General features: G+C 59.4%; 18 protein-coding genes. 6 read left to right on the top strand and 12 right to left on the bottom strand.

Annotation, left to right across the window (positions count from 1 at the left end; all coding sequences use genetic code 11):
* Position 1: 1 nt before the first annotated feature.
* A complete protein-coding gene (gene ribF, locus QLG12_RS08300) occupies positions 2-940 on the bottom strand; it encodes a bifunctional riboflavin kinase/FAD synthetase (RefSeq protein WP_007959537.1) in 939 nt (312 codons plus the stop codon).
* Positions 941-1069: 129 nt separating this feature from the next.
* A complete protein-coding gene (murJ, locus tag QLG12_RS08295; RefSeq protein WP_074691489.1) occupies positions 1070-2608 on the bottom strand; it encodes a murein biosynthesis integral membrane protein MurJ in 1539 nt (512 codons plus the stop codon).
* 252 nt (positions 2609-2860) lie between these two features.
* Here murJ and rpsT point away from each other — a divergent pair, with 252 nt between their 5' ends.
* On the top strand, positions 2861-3133 hold the full coding sequence (gene rpsT / locus QLG12_RS08290) for a 30S ribosomal protein S20 (protein ID WP_011336008.1): 273 nt from the start codon (positions 2861-2863) through the stop codon (positions 3131-3133).
* Positions 3134-3257: 124 nt separating this feature from the next.
* Here the strand turns inward: rpsT and QLG12_RS08285 are convergent, their stop codons facing one another.
* The 5 genes from QLG12_RS08285 to rplU all read right to left on the bottom strand — a co-directional run bounded on the left by QLG12_RS08285 (position 3258) and on the right by rplU (position 7010).
* Positions 3258-3722, bottom strand: coding sequence for a CreA family protein (locus QLG12_RS08285; protein ID WP_007959533.1), 465 nt, complete (start codon positions 3720-3722; stop codon positions 3258-3260).
* Positions 3723-3732: 10 nt separating this feature from the next.
* Positions 3733-4851, bottom strand: a complete 1119-nt coding sequence (gene proB / locus QLG12_RS08280; RefSeq protein ID WP_045121906.1) for a glutamate 5-kinase — start codon at positions 4849-4851, stop codon at positions 3733-3735.
* A gap of 137 nt (positions 4852-4988) precedes the next feature.
* On the bottom strand, positions 4989-6212 hold the full coding sequence (cgtA, locus tag QLG12_RS08275; RefSeq protein WP_282474301.1) for an Obg family GTPase CgtA: 1224 nt from the start codon (positions 6210-6212) through the stop codon (positions 4989-4991).
* Positions 6213-6405: 193 nt separating this feature from the next.
* On the bottom strand, positions 6406-6663 hold the full coding sequence (gene rpmA, locus QLG12_RS08270; protein ID WP_003228360.1) for a 50S ribosomal protein L27: 258 nt from the start codon (positions 6661-6663) through the stop codon (positions 6406-6408).
* 35 nt (positions 6664-6698) lie between these two features.
* Positions 6699-7010, bottom strand: a complete 312-nt coding sequence (rplU, locus tag QLG12_RS08265; protein WP_003228361.1) for a 50S ribosomal protein L21 — start codon at positions 7008-7010, stop codon at positions 6699-6701.
* Positions 7011-7251: 241 nt separating this feature from the next.
* Here rplU and QLG12_RS08260 point away from each other — a divergent pair, with 241 nt between their 5' ends.
* From QLG12_RS08260 to QLG12_RS08250, 3 genes are all read left to right on the top strand, one after another.
* Positions 7252-8220, top strand: coding sequence for a polyprenyl synthetase family protein (locus QLG12_RS08260; RefSeq protein WP_123535374.1), 969 nt, complete (start codon positions 7252-7254; stop codon positions 8218-8220).
* A gap of 125 nt (positions 8221-8345) precedes the next feature.
* A complete protein-coding gene (locus QLG12_RS08255; RefSeq protein WP_007950963.1) occupies positions 8346-8687 on the top strand; it encodes a zinc ribbon domain-containing protein YjdM in 342 nt (113 codons plus the stop codon).
* A 207-nt stretch (positions 8688-8894) separates the two neighbouring features.
* Entirely contained in the window at positions 8895-9152 is a 258-nt protein-coding gene (locus tag QLG12_RS08250; RefSeq protein WP_039771721.1) for a hypothetical protein, read from the top strand.
* Positions 9153-9201: 49 nt separating this feature from the next.
* Here the strand turns inward: QLG12_RS08250 and QLG12_RS08245 are convergent, their stop codons facing one another.
* The 3 genes from QLG12_RS08245 to QLG12_RS08235 form a co-directional block, all read right to left on the bottom strand.
* Positions 9202-9819, bottom strand: a complete 618-nt coding sequence (locus QLG12_RS08245; RefSeq protein WP_007950965.1) for an FKBP-type peptidyl-prolyl cis-trans isomerase — start codon at positions 9817-9819, stop codon at positions 9202-9204.
* 126 nt (positions 9820-9945) lie between these two features.
* On the bottom strand, positions 9946-10251 hold the full coding sequence (locus QLG12_RS08240; protein ID WP_282474300.1) for a DUF6482 family protein: 306 nt from the start codon (positions 10249-10251) through the stop codon (positions 9946-9948).
* Between the two features lie 135 nt (positions 10252-10386).
* Positions 10387-10875, bottom strand: a complete 489-nt coding sequence (locus QLG12_RS08235) for a TIGR00645 family protein (RefSeq protein WP_007950967.1) — start codon at positions 10873-10875, stop codon at positions 10387-10389.
* Positions 10876-11037: 162 nt separating this feature from the next.
* On the opposite strand from QLG12_RS08235, the gene QLG12_RS08230 reads away from it, so the two are divergent.
* Complete coding sequence (locus QLG12_RS08230) at positions 11038-12867, top strand: hypothetical protein (protein WP_197870574.1); 1830 nt, start codon at positions 11038-11040, stop codon at positions 12865-12867.
* A gap of 21 nt (positions 12868-12888) precedes the next feature.
* On the opposite strand, the gene QLG12_RS08225 is transcribed toward QLG12_RS08230, so the two are convergent.
* Together QLG12_RS08225 and QLG12_RS08220 are read right to left on the bottom strand one after the other, a co-directional pair.
* Entirely contained in the window at positions 12889-13218 is a 330-nt protein-coding gene (locus tag QLG12_RS08225) for a hypothetical protein (RefSeq protein ID WP_007950969.1), read from the bottom strand.
* 240 nt (positions 13219-13458) lie between these two features.
* The gene (locus QLG12_RS08220; RefSeq protein ID WP_011336016.1) at positions 13459-15897 is read right to left on the bottom strand and encodes an ATP-binding protein; all 2439 of its coding nucleotides are present in this window, start codon (positions 15895-15897) and stop codon (positions 13459-13461) included.
* Positions 15898-16198: 301 nt separating this feature from the next.
* On the opposite strand from QLG12_RS08220, the gene QLG12_RS08215 reads away from it, so the two are divergent.
* The gene (locus QLG12_RS08215) at positions 16199-16687 is read left to right on the top strand and encodes a DUF3015 domain-containing protein (RefSeq protein WP_007950971.1); all 489 of its coding nucleotides are present in this window, start codon (positions 16199-16201) and stop codon (positions 16685-16687) included.
* Positions 16688-16759: the final 72 nt, after the last annotated feature.

The following is a 16759-nucleotide window of genomic DNA, read 5'->3' as shown; positions in this document are numbered from 1 at the left end:
ATTAGCGATGGGCGCTAGGTGCGGCTAGTGCACGGGCGGCGGCGACATCCGCGCTGATCGCCGTTTTCAATGCCTCCAGGGAGGCGAAACGCTGCTCTTCACGCAGCTTCTGGTGGAAAACCACCGTCAAACGCCGGTCATACAGATCGCCGGCAAAATCTAAAAGATGGACTTCAAGGTGGGCCTTGCCATCACCTTGCACCGTGGGCCGCACGCCGATATTGGCGACGCCGGGCCAGGTCTTGCCGTCGATGTCGACGTCGACCAGGTAAACCCCGGTGAACGGCACGCGACGGCGTTTGAGTTGAATATTCGCCGTGGGCGTACCCAACTGGCGGGCCAACTTCTGGCCATGCAGCACGCGACCGGCAATCCGGTACGGGCGACCCAGCAGGCGCTCGGCCAAGGCAAAATCGGCGGCGGCCAGCGCGTTGCGCACCTGAGTGCTGCTGACGCGAATGCCGTCCAGCTCGACGGTTTGCGCCGCTTCCACGGTAAAACCGTGGACCTGCCCGGCCTGCAACAGGAAATCGAAATCGCCGAGACGGTCGCAACCGAAGCGGAAATCGTCACCGACCTCCAGATGCTGCACGCCGAGGCCATCAACCAGGATCGTATCGACAAACTCGCTGGCGCTGAGCTTGCTCAAGCGCTGGTTGAAGGCCAGGCACAGAACCCGGTCGACGCCTTCGGCGGCCAGCAGTTGCAGCTTGTCGCGCAACCTGGCCAGACGCGCCGGAGCGGTCTCCGGGGCAAAGAATTCCCGTGGCTGCGGCTCGAAAATCACCACGCAGCTGGGTACGCCCAACTCAAGCGCACGCTCACGCAGTCGGGCCAGGATGGCCTGGTGACCGCGGTGAACACCGTCAAAGTTGCCAATAGTGGCGACGCAGCCCCGATGCTGGGGGCGCAGATTGTGGAGGCCTCGAACCAGCTGCATAACGCGCTTCTTGCTCATAAAGTGGCCGATTATAACCACACCCGACGGCCGACGACAGGCAACACCGTAACCCAAAGTGAACGAGCCGACAAAACTGCCGGCTCGCGCCCGCTTTTCAAGGGTGAAACCTCAGCTCAAGGCCTTGCGATTGAAGTCGCGCAGGCGGAAACCGAGTAGCAGCAACATGCCGAAGTAAGCCACCACACCGGCAACCACCAGGGCGCCCAGGCGCAGGAAGCGCTCCAACATGTGACCCTGATCCCACGCGGGCATGAAATGCATGCCGATCAACAGCACCGCTGACATCACCGCCACAGCCACCAACAGCTTGAAACCGAACTTCAACCAGCCCGGCTGCGGTTGATACATCTGTTGTTTGCGCAGTTGATAGAACAGCAACCCGGCATTCAGGCAGGCACCGGCACTGATCGCCAGTGCCAGGCCGGCGTGGGCCAGCGGACCGATCAGCACCAGGTTGAACAGCTGAGTAACCACCAAAGTGAAAATTGCGATTTTTACCGGCGTACGGATGTTTTGTTGCGCATAAAAGCCGGGCGCCAGCACTTTGATCACGATGATCCCGAGCAGACCGACAGAATAGGCAATCAATGCCCGCTGCGTCATCTCCGCGTCAAATCCGCTGAACTGGCCGTACTGGAACAGTGAAACCGTCAACGGCTCGGCCAGAATCCCCAACGCCAGCGCGCATGGCAATACCAGCACGAAGCACAGCCGCAGGCCCCAGTCGAGTATCCGCGAATATTCGTGGCGATCCTTGCTGGCGTAGGTCTTGGCCAGTGTCGGCAGCAGGATCGTGCCCAGCGCCACACCGAGTACACCGGACGGCAACTCCATCAGGCGGTCGGCGTAATACATCCAGGACACCGAGCCCGCCACCAGGAACGAGGCGAAAATAGTGTTGATGATCAGGGAAATCTGGCTGACCGAGACGCCGATGATCGCCGGCAACATCTGCTTCATCACCCGCCAGACACCGGTATCGCGAAGATTCAGGCGCGGAAGCACGAGCATGCCGATCTTTTTCAAGTGCGGCAGTTGATAGAGCAATTGCGCGAGGCCACCGACCAGCACCGCCCAACCGAGGGCCATGACCGGCGGATCGAAATACGGCGTCAGGAACAGCGAAAACACGATCATGCTGACGTTGAGCAGGGTCGGCACGAATGCCGGCACCGAGAAACGGTTCCAGGTATTGAGGATCGCACCCGCCAGCGAAGACAGGGAGATCAGCAATATATAAGGGAAGGTCACTCGCAGCAGGTCGGAGGTCAGCTGGAATTTTTCCGGCGTATCGGTGAAACCCGGTGCCGTGGCCCAAATCACCCAGGGCGCGGCGATCATGCCCAACGCAGTGACCAGCGCCAGAACCAGCGTCAGCAGACCGGAAACGTAAGCAATAAAGGTACGGGTCGCCTCTTCGCCCTTCTGGCTTTTATATTCGGCCAGGATCGGCACAAAAGCCTGGGAAAACGCGCCCTCGGCGAAAATCCTGCGCAGCAGGTTGGGCAGCTTGAAGGCGATGAAGAAAGCATCGGTCGCCATTCCGGCGCCGAAGGTGCGGGCAATGAGCGTGTCGCGAACAAACCCGAGAATCCGGGAAAGCATCGTGATAGAGCTGACGGCGGCCAACGATTTGAGCAGATTCATTGAAGGAATGTGTGCCTGTCGATAAACAGCAGGCGAACAATGCGCCTACTTGTGCGATACTCCGCGCCGCAACAGCACAGAGCCAAAGCTCGCGAGTTTACAGGTCAAGCGCCGGAAATAAATATCCCGCCTCTTTATACCTACCACTTAGCGGAACGTCTCAAGCGCCCTTGACAAGACATCTCTTCATCGGCATGATTCGCGGCCTATTTTGTTTGCTATTTCCTAAAAAGTCTTTCGAGGAGCTCGACGGTGGCCAACTCACCTTCCGCCAAAAAACGTGCAAAACAGGCTGAGAAGCGTCGCAGCCACAACGCCAGCCTGCGTTCCATGGTTCGTACCTACATCAAGAATGTAGTTAAAGCCATCGACGCAAAAGACGCTGAAAAAGCTCAAGCTGCATACGTTCTGGCTGTGCCAGTTATCGACCGCATGGCCGATAAAGGCATCATCCACAAGAACAAGGCTGCTCGTCATAAGAGCCGTCTGAATGGTCACGTCAAGGCACTGAAAGCTGCTGCCTAAGCGACGTAATCATTAAAAAACCGACCTCAGGGTCGGTTTTTTATTGCCTGCGATTTGTCCTCACTCCAGCAAATCACAGGCAAAAAAAGAGGAGCCAACCGGCTCCTCTGTTTTTTACGCGCGATTAATGAGCCGACGCCCACGGCAGAATCGGGATCGCCGTCACCGCATTCTGCGGGCTACCCTCGATCAGGCGATCGCTGTAGACCAGATACACCAGCGTGTTGCGCTTCTTGTCGAGGAATCGCACCACCTGCATGGTCTTGAACACCAGCGAAGTGCGCTCCTTGAACACCTCTTCGCCATCCTTCAATTCACCCTTGAAGTTGATCGGCCCGACCTGACGGCAAGCAATGGATGCCTCGGCACGATCCTCGGCCAGACCCAACCCACCCTTCACACCGCCCGTTTTGGCGCGCGACAGATAGCAAGTCACACCCTCGACTTTCGGATCATCGAATGCCTCGACCACGATCCGGTCGTTCGGCCCGACAAACTTGAACACCGTCGACACCTGACCGATTTCCTCGGCCGAGGCCAGCAATGGCAGCGCCATCAACAAGCCCAACAATCCTTTTGCCATGCGCATCGCGTTTTCCTCAAACCAGAATCAGGTTGTCACGGTGAACCAGTTCCGGCTCAGCCATGTAACCCAGCAAACCGACAATCGCATCCGACGACTGGCCGATGATTTTTTGTGCCTCCAGCGCGCTGTAGTTGGCCAGGCCACGAGCGATCTCACGACCGTCCGGCGCCACGCAAACCACCATTTCGCCACGACGGAAACTGCCCTGAACCAGTTTGACGCCCACCGGCAGCAGGCTTTTGTTGCCTTGGGACAACGCGGAGACCGCACCATCATCCAGCACCAGCGTGCCGCGAGTTTGCAGGTGCCCGGCCAGCCACTGCTTGCGCGCCGCGAGCATGCCGCGCTCAGGCGACAGCAACGTACCAATGCGCTCACCCGCCTTCAGACGATCAAGCACCCGCTCCAGACGCCCGCCGACAATGATGGTATGAGCACCGGAACGTGCCGCCAGACGCGCCGCGCGCAGCTTGGTCTGCATACCACCACGCCCCAGCGCACCCCCGGTACCACCCGCTACCGCATCCAGCGTCGGATCATCGGCGCGCGCTTCGTAAATCAGTTGGGCGTCAGGGTTATTGCGCGGATCGGCGTCGAACATGCCGTCGCGATCGGTCAGGATCACCAGCAGATCAGCCTCGACCAGGTTGGCCACAAGCGCCGCGAGCGTGTCGTTGTCGCCGAAACGGATTTCGTCGGTGACCACGGTGTCGTTTTCGTTGATCACCGGGATGACTTTCAGCTCGACCAGCGCACGCAAGGTGCTGCGGGCGTTCAGGTAACGCTTGCGATCAGACAGGTCGTCGTGAGTCAGAAGAATCTGCGCGGTGTGCCGGCCATGCTCGGCAAAGCTCGATTCCCAGGCTTGCACCAGGCCCATCTGACCGATTGCAGCAGCAGCCTGGAGCTCGTGCATCGCACTGGGTCGCGCGGTCCAGCCCAGGCGACTCATGCCCGCCGCCACCGCCCCGGAGGACACCAGGACCAGCTCGACGCCAGCCTCATGCAGAGCCACCATCTGCTCGACCCAGACACCCATTGCCGCGCGATCCAGCCCTTTGCCATCCGCTGTCAGCAAAGCGCTGCCGATCTTCACGACCCAACGCTGCGCACCTGTCACCTTGCTCCGCATCATCTTCAACCTTAGCTTGAGGGCAGCGCGACCTGGCTCTGCCCGTGACGTTATTCGTGATTCTTCGTGACCAACAATCGTTTTCCAGATACTAAAACGCCGCTCGATTGAGCGGCGCTTAAGTTTACTGCAACGAATCAGTCACGCACGTAAATGATTTCCGGACCGTCTTCGTCATCCACATCTTCTTCGTCCCAATCATCGTCGCCGATGTCGTGAACCGACTTCACGCCACTGCGACGCAGGGCACGCTTGTCGTCCAGCGCCTGCAACTGCGCACGAGCTTCGTCTTCGATGCGCTGATCGAGATCGGCCAACTCTTCCTTGTAGACCGGATCATTGGCCAGGCGATCGGCACGATCCTCCAGGTAGCGCATGATGTCGCGCGTCAGGCGCTCGGTGCCTTCTTTGGCGATGGCCGAAATCACGTAGACCGGACCGGTCCACTCCAGACGATCAACGATTTCCTTGACCCGCTCCTCGTGCTCTTCTTCGAGGATCTGGTCGCACTTGTTCAGCACCAGCCAGCGATCACGCTCGGCCAGCGACGGACTGAACTTGATCAGCTCGTTGACGATCACTTCAGCGGCGTCCGGAGCGCTGCTCTCATCCAGCGGCGCCATGTCCACGAGGTGCAGCAACAGACGGGTACGTGCCAGGTGCTTGAGGAAACGGATACCCAGACCGGCACCGTCGGAAGCACCTTCGATCAGACCCGGAATGTCGGCAATGACGAAACTCTTCCAGCGGTCAACACTGACCACACCGAGATTCGGCACCAGGGTGGTGAACGGGTAATCGGCGACTTTCGGCTTGGCAGCCGATACCGAACGGATAAAGGTACTTTTACCAGCGTTCGGCAGGCCCAGCAGGCCAACGTCGGCCAGCACTTTCATTTCCAGCTTCAGGTCGCGCTGCTCGCCCGGCTTGCCCGGCGTGGTCTGGCGCGGAGCACGATTGGTACTGGATTTGAAACGAGTGTTACCCAGACCGTGCCAGCCACCTTGAACCACCATCAGTTTCTGACCGGCCTTGGTCAGGTCACCGATGACTTCCTGGGTAGCAGAGTCGATAACGGTAGTGCCGACCGGCACGCGCAGGATCAGGTCTTCACCCTTCTTGCCGGTGCAGTCGGTGCTGCCGCCGTTGGAGCCACGCTCGGCATCGAAGTGCCGGGTGTAACGGTAGTCCACCAGGGTATTCAGGTTTTCATCGGCCATCATGAAGATGGAACCGCCATCACCACCGTCACCGCCGTTCGGACCACCGTTTTCAATGAATTTTTCCCGACGGAAACTCATGCAGCCATTGCCGCCGTCGCCAGCCTTTACGCGGATCGATACTTCATCAACAAACTTCATAACCAACGCCTCTCGCCGTACGGACGAGCCGAAAAACAATCAAGACATAAGACTCTTGCAAAAATGAGCGCAGCGACCCCAATCCACGACCTGCATCGCACGCCGGCAGCCCATACAAACAGCTTTGCAAGAGACTCACCCCACAAACGAAAAAGCCCCGTCGCAAGACAGGGCTTCTCCAGCACTCTCGCAGTTAGGCTGCGACAACGCTCACGTAACGACGACCGAAGGCGCCTTTTACTTCAAACTTGATCACGCCTTCGATTTTCGCGAAGAGGGTGTGATCTTTACCCATGCCAACGCCGTAGCCAGCGTGGAATTGGGTGCCGCGCTGACGCACGATGATGTTGCCGGCCTTGATGACCTGGCCGCCATACATCTTCACGCCAAGGCGTTTGGCTTCTGAGTCGCGACCGTTACGGGTACTACCACCAGCTTTTTTGTGTGCCATGAGTTCAATTCTCCTAGTGAGGAATTAGGCTGTAATTAAGCCTGAATACCGGTGATTTTGATCTCGGTGAACCACTGGCGGTGGCCCATACGCTTCATGTGGTGCTTACGGCGACGGAACTTGATGATGCGGACTTTATCGTGACGACCTTGGGAGATCACTTCAGCCTTGACGGTTGCGCCAGCAACAACAGGTGCGCCGATGTTCACGTCGTCGCCATTGGCGACCAACAGAACGCGGTCAAAAGTCACGGATTCGCCAGTGGCGACTTCCAGTTTTTCGATCTTCAGGTATTCACCTTCAGCGACCTTGTATTGCTTACCGCCGGTAACGATTACTGCGTACATGGTATTTCTCCGATAATCCTGCTCACCCAGCTCTTTATAAGAAGAGGTATTGGCTGGCATGGCTGCATGGGGCTGGAACGGCCCAAGTGCAATTGCGTAAGGCAGGTGCTGCCCAGGAAGTTCAGGGTGCGCGATTGTACGCAAGCCTTCAAAGTCATGCAAGGGGCCGTCCATCGCGCCTTGACAGGCCCGGACGCGGGTCCTAGCATGCCGCGCAACCCTTCTGGAGCACCTGTCGCTGATGCAACCCCAAGCTTTCTACCGCGCGGTGGCGGACGATTTTAGCGCCGTCGACGGCATCATCAAGAAGCAGCTGACTTCCCGAGTGCCGCTGGTATCGAAAATCGGCGATTACATCACGTCGGCCGGCGGCAAACGCCTGCGTCCTTTATTGGTGCTGCTGTGCGGCAAGGCCCTGGGTCGCGAAGGCGACGACATGCGCCTGCTGGCTGCCACCATCGAATTCCTGCACACCGCCACCCTGCTGCATGACGACGTGGTCGACATGTCCGGCATGCGCCGTGGTCGTTCGACCGCCAACGCCATGTGGGGCAATGCCCCGAGCGTGCTGGTCGGCGATTTCCTGTACTCGCGCTCGTTCGAGATGATGGTCGAACTGGGCTCGATGCCGGTAATGAAGATCCTGTCCCAGGCCACGCGCATCATCGCCGAAGGCGAAGTGCTGCAGCTGTCCAAGGTTCGCGACGCCAGCACCACCGAAGAAACCTACATGGAAGTCATCCGCGGCAAGACCGCGATGCTGTTCGAGGCTTCGACCCACAGCGCCGCGGCGCTGGCCGGTGCCACCGCCGAACAGAGCGAAGCCCTGCGCACCTTCGGCGATCACCTGGGCGTGGCGTTCCAACTGGTCGACGACCTGCTCGACTACAAGGGCGACGCCGAAACCCTGGGCAAGAACGTCGGTGACGATCTGGCCGAAGGCAAGCCGACCCTGCCGCTGATCTACACCATGCGCGAAGGCACGCCGGAACAAGCCGCACTGGTACGCCAGGCGATCCAGAAAGGCGGGATCGAAGACCTGGAAAGCATCCGCGTCGCCGTGGAAGCGTCCGGTTCGCTGGAATACACCGCGCAACTGGCCCGTGATTACGTGGCTCGCGCGATCAAGTGCCTCGACGCGCTGCCGGCCAGCGAATACCGCGATGCACTGGTTGAGCTGAGCGAGTTCGCGGTCGCCCGCACGCACTGATCAGCATCGCGTCATCAAAAAACCGCAGCCTCCGTTGGAGCCTGCGGTTTTTTGTTGCCTGCCATCAGCGGTTAAAACCCTATACAATGTGCGACTTTTAGCGATCCCCTCTCCAAGGAGCTTTAGTGAGCACGTTGCCACCCTGCCCGAAATGCAATTCCGAATACACCTACGAAGACGGCACCCAACTGGTGTGCCCGGAGTGCGCCCACGAGTGGTCTGCCGGCGGTGAAGCCGAAGTGGCGTCCGATGATGCCGTGAAGAAAGATTCGGTGGGTAACGTCCTGCAGGACGGCGACACCATCACCGTGATCAAGGACCTGAAGGTCAAGGGCACCTCGCTGGTGGTCAAGGTCGGCACCAAGGTCAAGAACATCCGCCTGTGCGATGGCGATCATGACATTGACTGCAAGATCGACGGCATCGGCCCGATGAAACTCAAATCCGAGTTCGTCAGAAAAGTCTGAGTCTGCTGTCTTCCATCCCGCGCCCGCCGTGGGATGGAGCTTCGCCCTACCCCGCAATCCCCAGCCAATCCTCACGATAGCCAAACGCCAGCCGTTTTGACCTTACGCAATCTTTACCCGCAAAAAATCACAAACCGCCAATAGGCGCTTGCTATTTGACGAATAAGAATTATTCTCATTGAAACCCTTTCAATGGAGATGAGACCCATGACTTATTTGATCGACGCCTGGCTGGATCGCCCGCACCCCTACCTCAGGATCCTGCATCGGGAAACCGGTGAAGTCTGCGCCGTACTGGAAGAAGAAGCCCTGCACGAGTTGCAGGATCAGGGGGATCTGGACGTTAGCGGCCTGAGTTCCAGCGAGCCATTGGTGCTCAAGGAGCTGGTGCGCAATCTGTTCCTGTTCTGCTATGCCCGGGCCTTGCGCCCGACCAGTGAACTGCACCACAAGATCGAAGTATGAAAACGGCGGAGAAACCCTGCACAAGCCACGCTTGTGCAGGGTAACGGGATTACAGAACGTCGAGCAGCTCGACGTCGAACACCAGAACGCTGTGCGGCGGGATGCTGCCAACGCCTTGAGCGCCGTAAGCCAGTTCGCTCGGCACGTACAGACGCCATTTGCTGCCGGCATTCATCAGTTGCAGGGCTTCGGTCCAGCCGGCGATCACGCCGCCAACCGGGAATTCAGCCGGCTGGCCACGCTCGTAGGAGCTGTCGAACACAGTGCCGTCGATCAGGGTGCCGTGGTAGTGAGTACGCACGGTGTCTTCACGGGACGGCTTGGCGCCTTCACCCTGAGTCAGCACTTCGAACTGCAGGCCGGAAGCCAGAGTCGTGATGCCTTCTTTCTTGGCGTTTTCAGCCAGGAATGCCAGACCTTCGCCAGCAGCGGCTTCAGCCTTGGCAGCCGCTTCGGCCTGCATGATCTCGCGGATCACCTTGAAGCTGGCGGACATGGCTTCCTGGCTTACACGGCTTTCCTTGCCGGCGAATGCGTCGGTCAGACCGGCCAGGATGGCGTCCAGGCTGACACCCGGTGGCGGGTTGTCGCGCAGCTGGTCACCCAGCTGACGGCCGATACCGTAGCTGACGCGGGTTTCGTCGGTGGACAGATTTACTTCGGACATGACACTGCTCCGCTGTGCGGACGGCCTCGGAACACGCCGTGCGTACACAGCGCGTCCCGGCGCGCCCGGAACCAAAAGGGCGAGCAGACTAGCACAGATGTTCCGGCAATGATCAGGCCCCGGGGCCTACATTGCGGACCGCCAGGCCAGCGGCACCTTCAGGCTTTCTTCGCCACTGGCCCCAAGACCGCACATTTCATCGTGCACCGAGGTGTGTACCAGGTTGAACGGCAACACCGGAAAGTTATGCAGCACATCCCGGGCATGCTCGACCGAACGCAGTGTCAGCATTTTTCCCTGCGCATCGCTCAGCGGGTACGCCGCACCATGCATCCGGGCTTCGAGCAGATAGATTCCGCCTTCCATGGAGATCAGGTTCAGTTCGTCGACCTTTCTGGCGACGGCAAACGCATTCAGTTCTTGCAGGTTCATGAACGCACCTCACGCGGTGGCAAGCCTTGAGACCTACAGGGATATGCCTCGGCCGAACAAAGTACAAGCCACAAACGACACCGCCCGTCTGTTTCGCAACAGACGGGCGGTTTTGTTACAGCCTTCGACAGCGCATCAGTGCTTGGTGAGCTTGTCCAGATAACCCATGGCGAACGCCGAAATCACGAAGGTCATGTGGATGATCACGTACCACATCAGGTGCTCGGGATCGACATTCTTGGCATCCATGAAGATCCGCAGCAGGTGGATCGAGGAGATCGCCACGATCGACGCCGCCACTTTCATCTTCAGCGACGAGGAATCCATGGTGCCCAGCCAGCTGAGCTTTTCCTTGCCTTCATCGATGTTCAGCTCGGACACGAAGTTCTCGTAGCCGGAAATCATCACCATCACCAGCAAGCCACCGACCAGCGCCATGTCGATCAGCGACAGCAGCACCAGAATCAACTCGGACTCGGCCATGGAGAAGACATTGGGAATGACATGAAACACTTCCTGGAAGAATTTCAATGCCAGCGCCAGCAGCCCCAGGGACAGCCCGATGTAGATCGGCGCCAGCAGCCAGCGCGTGGCGTACATTGCATTTTCGATAAAGCGTTCCATTGACTCTCACACAAGAAGGGTTGAAATCGGCGGCGAGTATACCAGCCGCCCATGACAGCCAGAAACCGCCCGGAAATCCGCCACCTGCGTGTGTGTGTCAAAGTTTTTCTGCTAGTGTCCAAACCATTGACAGCCCAGCGACAGTGGACAGGACGACTGGAAATGGATGTGCGATTGCCGATAACGACTGCCGGAATTTGTTTCGCTCTGTTGCTGGGTGGGTGTTCGCCCGGCGATGAAAAACACCCGGTCAGTCTCGAAGAAAAGACCGCACAGTTCGAGCAGTCGCTGGACGCCATCACCGACCCCAAACTCAAGGATGCCGTGACCGAACTCGGCGGTTCGCTGCTGTTGCTCGAACGCGCGCAACAGAAGCTCGACAACAACCCACCGCGCACCGAATACGGCGAAGACGCCCTCGGCGTGCTCAGGCATTACCCCACACCCCAGGCACTGGTCGACACCTTCATCAATGGCCTGTTCGTGTTGCACAAGGATTCCAGCTCCGATTACCTCACCGACCTGCAACCGGTGTTTCCCTTCAACCTCAACATCCCCGGCGGTTTTCTGTTCCCCCATGGCGTGGAGTGGCACTCGGTCACCCTGAGCAACAAACGGGTGATCGCCTATCAACCGGAGTGGTCGGAAACCGATCCTGGCATTCAGCTGAGCCCGTCCAGCTCCAACGTCACCAACCCCGACGACCTGACCGTCACCTACCCGTTCATCGAAGGGCTGAATGTCGACAAGAAGAACCTGCCGCGCCCGGTCAGCCTGCAAGGCCAGGTGGAAGTCATCGCCCCGAAACGCCTGCACAGTTTCAACCTGGACAAAAAGGACGTCGGCCAGACCCGCTCCGACGGCAACCTCAGCGTGACCCTGCTGAAACTGGACAAGCACTACGCCGAACTCGAATTCAGCAACCAGCTGCCGCTCGCCCCGGAGGTCGCCAATACCCGGCTCAATCCGTTGATCGTCCAGGCCCGCGACGCGACGGGCCGGTTTCTGGTGCGCGCCGGCGCCATCAACGAAAACCCCGAGCAGGTGGCGTTCTATCAAAAGCAACTGGCGTACCTGCAACAACAAAAGAGCTGGAGCGAGGCGCTGGAAAAGCAGTTGGACGATCAGCAGCAGGCCTTTGAGCAGCAGCACCCGCACCACTACAACAAGGTGTACTTCAACGGCCCGATCGACAGCCTCGAAGTCAGCCTGCTGGATTTTTCCGAAGCGACCGTCACCCGCAAGGCGCTGGACCTGCCGGTGCGCGAATTCGATCCGCATACCACGGAAAAAGCCGTGCAGCCGCTCGATCTGCCGATCACCGTCTACGACGATCAGGCACCCGAATGGCTCAAAGGCGCATCACTGACTGAAGAACAGCTCAAAAGCGGCGTTCATATCCGCCAGTCGGTTGAAGAACCGAGCGCCGCGCGTATCGAGTTCGACCACCGCAAAACCTTCAACGATGAAATGCTCGGCGACGACTTCAGCCCCGGCGAAAGTCCAGTGACGTTCTTCACTGAAAAACACAACGGCAAACTCGACGAGCCCATCGAACTGCCACCCGAGGCGTATCAGGTCGATCCGCTCCAGGCGACCATCACCTACGACCTGAACCTGTTCCCGGAAACCCCGGCGATTGCCGTCGGCTCGATGCCGTTGTTCCTGGCTACGGTGGACAAACAGGCTTATGAAGCCAAGGCCCTGCCTAAAGGTCTGGACATCAGAAACAACGCCCTGGTGGTGGATTTGAAGCGATACCCGGCCAACGAATGGCGCTTCTTCGTCAAGGACGACAGCGGCAATTATCTGAAGCAGATTCTGTCGGTCAGCCACGACGCGAGCGCGGAAGGGCCGGCGTTATTCGGCGTGCATTATTTCTATGGCCGTCCGACGCACGTGGAGACCTACCAGCGAACCGACCTCGCCACCGTGCAATACGGCTTTGAGGTCAAACTCGACAAGGCGCAGACCCAGGGCGCTGCACCCTGATCGGCGCTGATGATCGGCACTCTAGTGATCGAAAGTGCCGATACTGCGTCCGCGTCCACCGTTGATCTGCCGCAACTGCGCCTGCAGATGCAGCGACCAGATCTGTGGATCATTGGCCAGTTCATAGCCGTGCATCGTCAGGCTTTCAACGATGGTGTCGAGAATCGATTCGGCGGCGATCGGTCCGTGAAACGGGCCCTGGGCTTTGATGGCAGAAGGTTGTTCACCGGCCATGCCGGCGGCGAAGAGCAACGTCCACATGCCGTTATCGCCGGCCAACGGCTTGATGGCGCATTCGATACGGGTCACAAGACCCAGGCATTGACGGGTGAGGCAGAGGTTGCGCGACATGGCGGCGACCCTCGGTAAAGCCGGTGTTCAGCCCTTGCTGAAGAGCTGTTTCGATCCAGTGATACTGTCGATGTCCTTGAACAGAGAATAGAGGAAAAGTCCGGCGCGCAAGCCGCACAGAACCAGAAGGCGCCGAATGGTCATTGTGTGAATATTGACGCCAGAGTGATGGCACTTTTGCCGACGTTCGCGACAAAACAAAACGGGAGCACAAGGCTCCCGTTTTAACTGCCGCCTGACTTACGCCGGTTTGGCCTCGGCCAGCGCCTCCTGCGCCAGTTCCTTCTCGGCCTCCTTCAGATCCTCTTCGCTGATCATCTCGGCAATCACCCGCAGACGCTCCACCACCCGCGCGTTGACGCTGCCTTCCGGGAATTCGCCCTGTTCGTTCGGCTCACCCGCCGGCTCGCCTACCAGCAGGCTCAATGCTTCGTCGGCCTGACGCACCGCGTAAACGTGGAACTGCCCGGCACGCACCGCCGCCAGCACCTTCTCATCGAGCATCAAGGTGGCGACGTTGGCCTGCGGAATGATCGCGCCCTGCTCGCCCGTCAGCCCGCGCGCTTCGCAGAGGCGGAAGAAGCCTTCGATCTTCTCGTTGACCCCGCCCACCGCCTGCACTTCACCGAACTGGTTGATCGAGCCGGTAATCGCGAAGCATTGCTTGAGCGGGGTTTTCGACAACGCCGAAATCAGCGTGCACGCCTCGCCCAGCGAGGCACTGTCGCCATCGACGTAGCCGTAGGATTGCTCCAGCGCGATGCTCGCGGAAATCGCCAGCGGGAATTCCTGGGCGTAACGGCTGCCCAGATACCCGGTGAGGATCATCACGCCCTTGGAGTGGATCGGCTGGCCGAGGTTGACCTCACGTTCGATGTCGACGATGCCGCTGCCGCCCGGGTACACCGTGGCGGAAATCCGCGCCGGCACACCGAATGCCGAGTCGCCGACTTCGAGCACGGTCAGCCCGTTGCACTTGCCGACCGCTGCACCGTCGGTATCGATCAGGATGATCCCCGCCAGCATGTCGTCGAGAATCCGCGCCGACACCCGACCGGTGCGAGTGGCCTTGGCCTTGAGCGCACGCTCGATGTGGCCGGCGTCGGTCATTTCATCGTTGGCCAGATGCCGGATGAAATCCGCCTCGCTGACCAGCTGGAACAGATCGCCGATGCGCGCCGACAAACGTCCCTGGTGCTCGGCCAGACGCGCACTGTAGGTCGCCAGGCGCGCCACCGCATCGGCGGTCAATGGCGCCATGCCCTCTTCGGAGGTGCGGGTTTTCAGCAACTGGGCGAATTGCTCCAGACTTTCGTCGACCATCGGGATGTCTTCGTCGAAGTCCACCAGAACGCGAAACATCTCCTGGAAGTCCGGATCGAGGTCCTGCAGCGTGTAATACAGCTGACGGGCACCGATGATGATCACTTTGACCTGCAGCGGAATGTGCTGCGGGTTGAGCGTCATGGTGGCGAAACGGCCCATCTCGCCCAGCGGCGATTCCATCTTCAGCTTGCGCGATTGCAGGGCGCGCTTGAGCGCATCCCACACGAACGGCTCACCGAGCATTTTTTCCGCTTCCAGGATCAGGAAACCGCCATTGGCGCGGTGCAGTGCACCCGGACGCAGCTGGCGATAGGTGGTGTAGAGCGCGCCTTGATCGGTGGTGTACTCGATGCGGCCGAACAGGTTTTCGTAGGTCGGATGCGGCTCGAACACCACCGGCGCACCGCCGCTGGCCGGATGGCCGACCACCAGGCTCGGGGCGTATTGCTCTTCCAGCAGCTTGCGCGCGACGGCGTCGGTCTTGCTGTCATCGACCAGTTGCTCGACCACGGTTTTCAGCAGATAGACCTGCATCGCTTGCAGGTAGCCGCAGACGGCCGCGTTTTCCGCGTACTTTTCCGACAGTGGTGCGAGCAAGGGCTGCAAGGCCAGGGTGATGGTTTCTTCGTTGAGCTGACGCAGCTGGTTGCTCGACTCACGCTTCCATTGCGGCAGGCTGGCGAGCTCTTCGTTCAGGCGTTCTTCGAGAGCGGAAATATCGTCGTGAAAGCGTTCGCGCTCGGCTTCCGGCAATTGAGCGAATTCAGCTTCGTCCAGCGCCTTGCCTTCGAGCATCGGGGTGAAGGCAATGTTGCTGCTGTCGCGATACAGGGCGACGTCTTTTTCCAAAGCCAGACGTTCGATGACATCCAGCGCCTTGTCGTAGCGCTGGTTGAAGGCGCGGTCGATGGCGCTCTTTTTCTGCTGGTAGGACGGGTGTTCGAACACCGCAGGAAAGGTCGCCAGCAGATTGTCGATCAGGCCGTTGATATCGCCGATAAAAGCACCGGCAGTGCCCGATGGCAGTTCCAGGGCACGGGGCTCGCGCGGCTCATCGAAATTGTTGACGTAGACCCAGTCCGCCGGGGTCTGCAGGCGTTTGCCTTCGGCCTTCAGGTAACGTTTGACGAACGAGAAACGGCCGGTGCCGGGCTCGCCCATGACGAACACGTTGTAACCGGGGCGTGGCATGGCCACACCGAACTGCAAGGCTTCGACCGCACGTTCCTGGCCAAGCACACCGCGAAAGGGCTCCAGATCATTGGTGGTAGTGAAGCTGAACTGTTCAGCGGAAAACGGACGGGTCAGCGCTTCGGGCGCTAGACGCAAGCTGGCAGCAACAGGATCAGGCATCGGGCTTCCTTAACAATCAGGCGGGGCAGATAGCGGCATTCTGGCGCTGCCCGAGCCCCACTGGCAAGGCGCGCCACACGACAAAGCATAGACAACCGCCCTGCACGCGGCCCCGCCCCGTGAAACCGGGGTTTATTCCAAATATTGTGCAAAAACTCACGGAACCCTCGGAACGTGCCTAAACTCCAAACTGCGCGGCTGGAACTAATACCGGCCCACTGGCTTCGTTTGGATCTGTTTCGTACAGAGCTTGGGGGGCCAGAACCCTGTCCATTGGTATGCACATAAAGAGAACAAAGCTATGAAACGGATTCTTCTCGGTACTCTCTTCACCGCTGTTTCCATCAACGCCATGGCTCAGGCGCCAGGCGGTCCGGATTGCGGTTGGGGCAACATGCTGTTCGAAGGTCAGCGTGGCACCCCGGCTCACTTCCTGGCATCCACCACCAACGGCACCTCCGGCAACGCCACGTTCGGCATGACGTCGGGCACCAACGGTTGCTCCACCAACGCGTCGCTGACCTATGGCGGCAAATCCTGGTTTGCCATGAATGGCATGATGAACGAGCTGTCCGAAGACATGGCAAAAGGCAACGGCGAAGCGCTGACGACCTATGCCGTGGTACTGGGCGTGGCGCCGGAAGATCGTGCGCACTTCGCCGCCGTCACTCACGAGCACTTCCAGCAGATCTTCAGCAAGGCTGACGTGACCGCCGAAGACGTGCATACCAACACCCTGGCCGTTCTGAAGGCAGACCCACGTCTGGCCAAGTACGCGACTCAGGCTTAAGCTCGACCCACCCGCTTCCTTCGGGAAGCGGGTTTTATTTTTTCGGCCCGCCCTCCTTGGGTCTTTGTTTCT

Origin of the sequence: Pseudomonas sp. V88_4 (assembly GCF_029967985.1) — a bacterium.
In the GTDB taxonomy this organism is placed as follows: domain Bacteria; phylum Pseudomonadota; class Gammaproteobacteria; order Pseudomonadales; family Pseudomonadaceae; genus Aquipseudomonas; species Aquipseudomonas glycinae.
This window is presented reverse-complemented; position numbering and strand designations above follow the sequence as displayed.

Coding starts and splice junctions, on each gene's coding strand:
- proB (WP_045121906.1), bottom strand. CDS start 4,851: ATGCGGAGCAAGGTGACAGGTGCGCAGCGTTGGGTCGTGAAGATCGGC.
- QLG12_RS08230 (WP_197870574.1), top strand. CDS start 11,038: ATGGATGTGCGATTGCCGATAACGACTGCCGGAATTTGTTTCGCTCTG.
- QLG12_RS08250 (WP_039771721.1), top strand. CDS start 8,895: ATGACTTATTTGATCGACGCCTGGCTGGATCGCCCGCACCCCTACCTC.
- ribF (WP_007959537.1), bottom strand. CDS start 940: ATGCAGCTGGTTCGAGGCCTCCACAATCTGCGCCCCCAGCATCGGGGC.
- QLG12_RS08215 (WP_007950971.1), top strand. CDS start 16,199: ATGAAACGGATTCTTCTCGGTACTCTCTTCACCGCTGTTTCCATCAAC.
- cgtA (WP_282474301.1), bottom strand. CDS start 6,212: ATGAAGTTTGTTGATGAAGTATCGATCCGCGTAAAGGCTGGCGACGGC.
- QLG12_RS08260 (WP_123535374.1), top strand. CDS start 7,252: ATGCAACCCCAAGCTTTCTACCGCGCGGTGGCGGACGATTTTAGCGCC.
- QLG12_RS08245 (WP_007950965.1), bottom strand. CDS start 9,819: ATGTCCGAAGTAAATCTGTCCACCGACGAAACCCGCGTCAGCTACGGT.
- QLG12_RS08285 (WP_007959533.1), bottom strand. CDS start 3,722: ATGCGCATGGCAAAAGGATTGTTGGGCTTGTTGATGGCGCTGCCATTG.
- QLG12_RS08225 (WP_007950969.1), bottom strand. CDS start 13,218: ATGTCGCGCAACCTCTGCCTCACCCGTCAATGCCTGGGTCTTGTGACC.
- rpmA (WP_003228360.1), bottom strand. CDS start 6,663: ATGGCACACAAAAAAGCTGGTGGTAGTACCCGTAACGGTCGCGACTCA.
- murJ (WP_074691489.1), bottom strand. CDS start 2,608: ATGAATCTGCTCAAATCGTTGGCCGCCGTCAGCTCTATCACGATGCTT.
- rplU (WP_003228361.1), bottom strand. CDS start 7,010: ATGTACGCAGTAATCGTTACCGGCGGTAAGCAATACAAGGTCGCTGAA.
- QLG12_RS08240 (WP_282474300.1), bottom strand. CDS start 10,251: ATGAACCTGCAAGAACTGAATGCGTTTGCCGTCGCCAGAAAGGTCGAC.
- QLG12_RS08220 (WP_011336016.1), bottom strand. CDS start 15,897: ATGCCTGATCCTGTTGCTGCCAGCTTGCGTCTAGCGCCCGAAGCGCTG.
- QLG12_RS08235 (WP_007950967.1), bottom strand. CDS start 10,875: ATGGAACGCTTTATCGAAAATGCAATGTACGCCACGCGCTGGCTGCTG.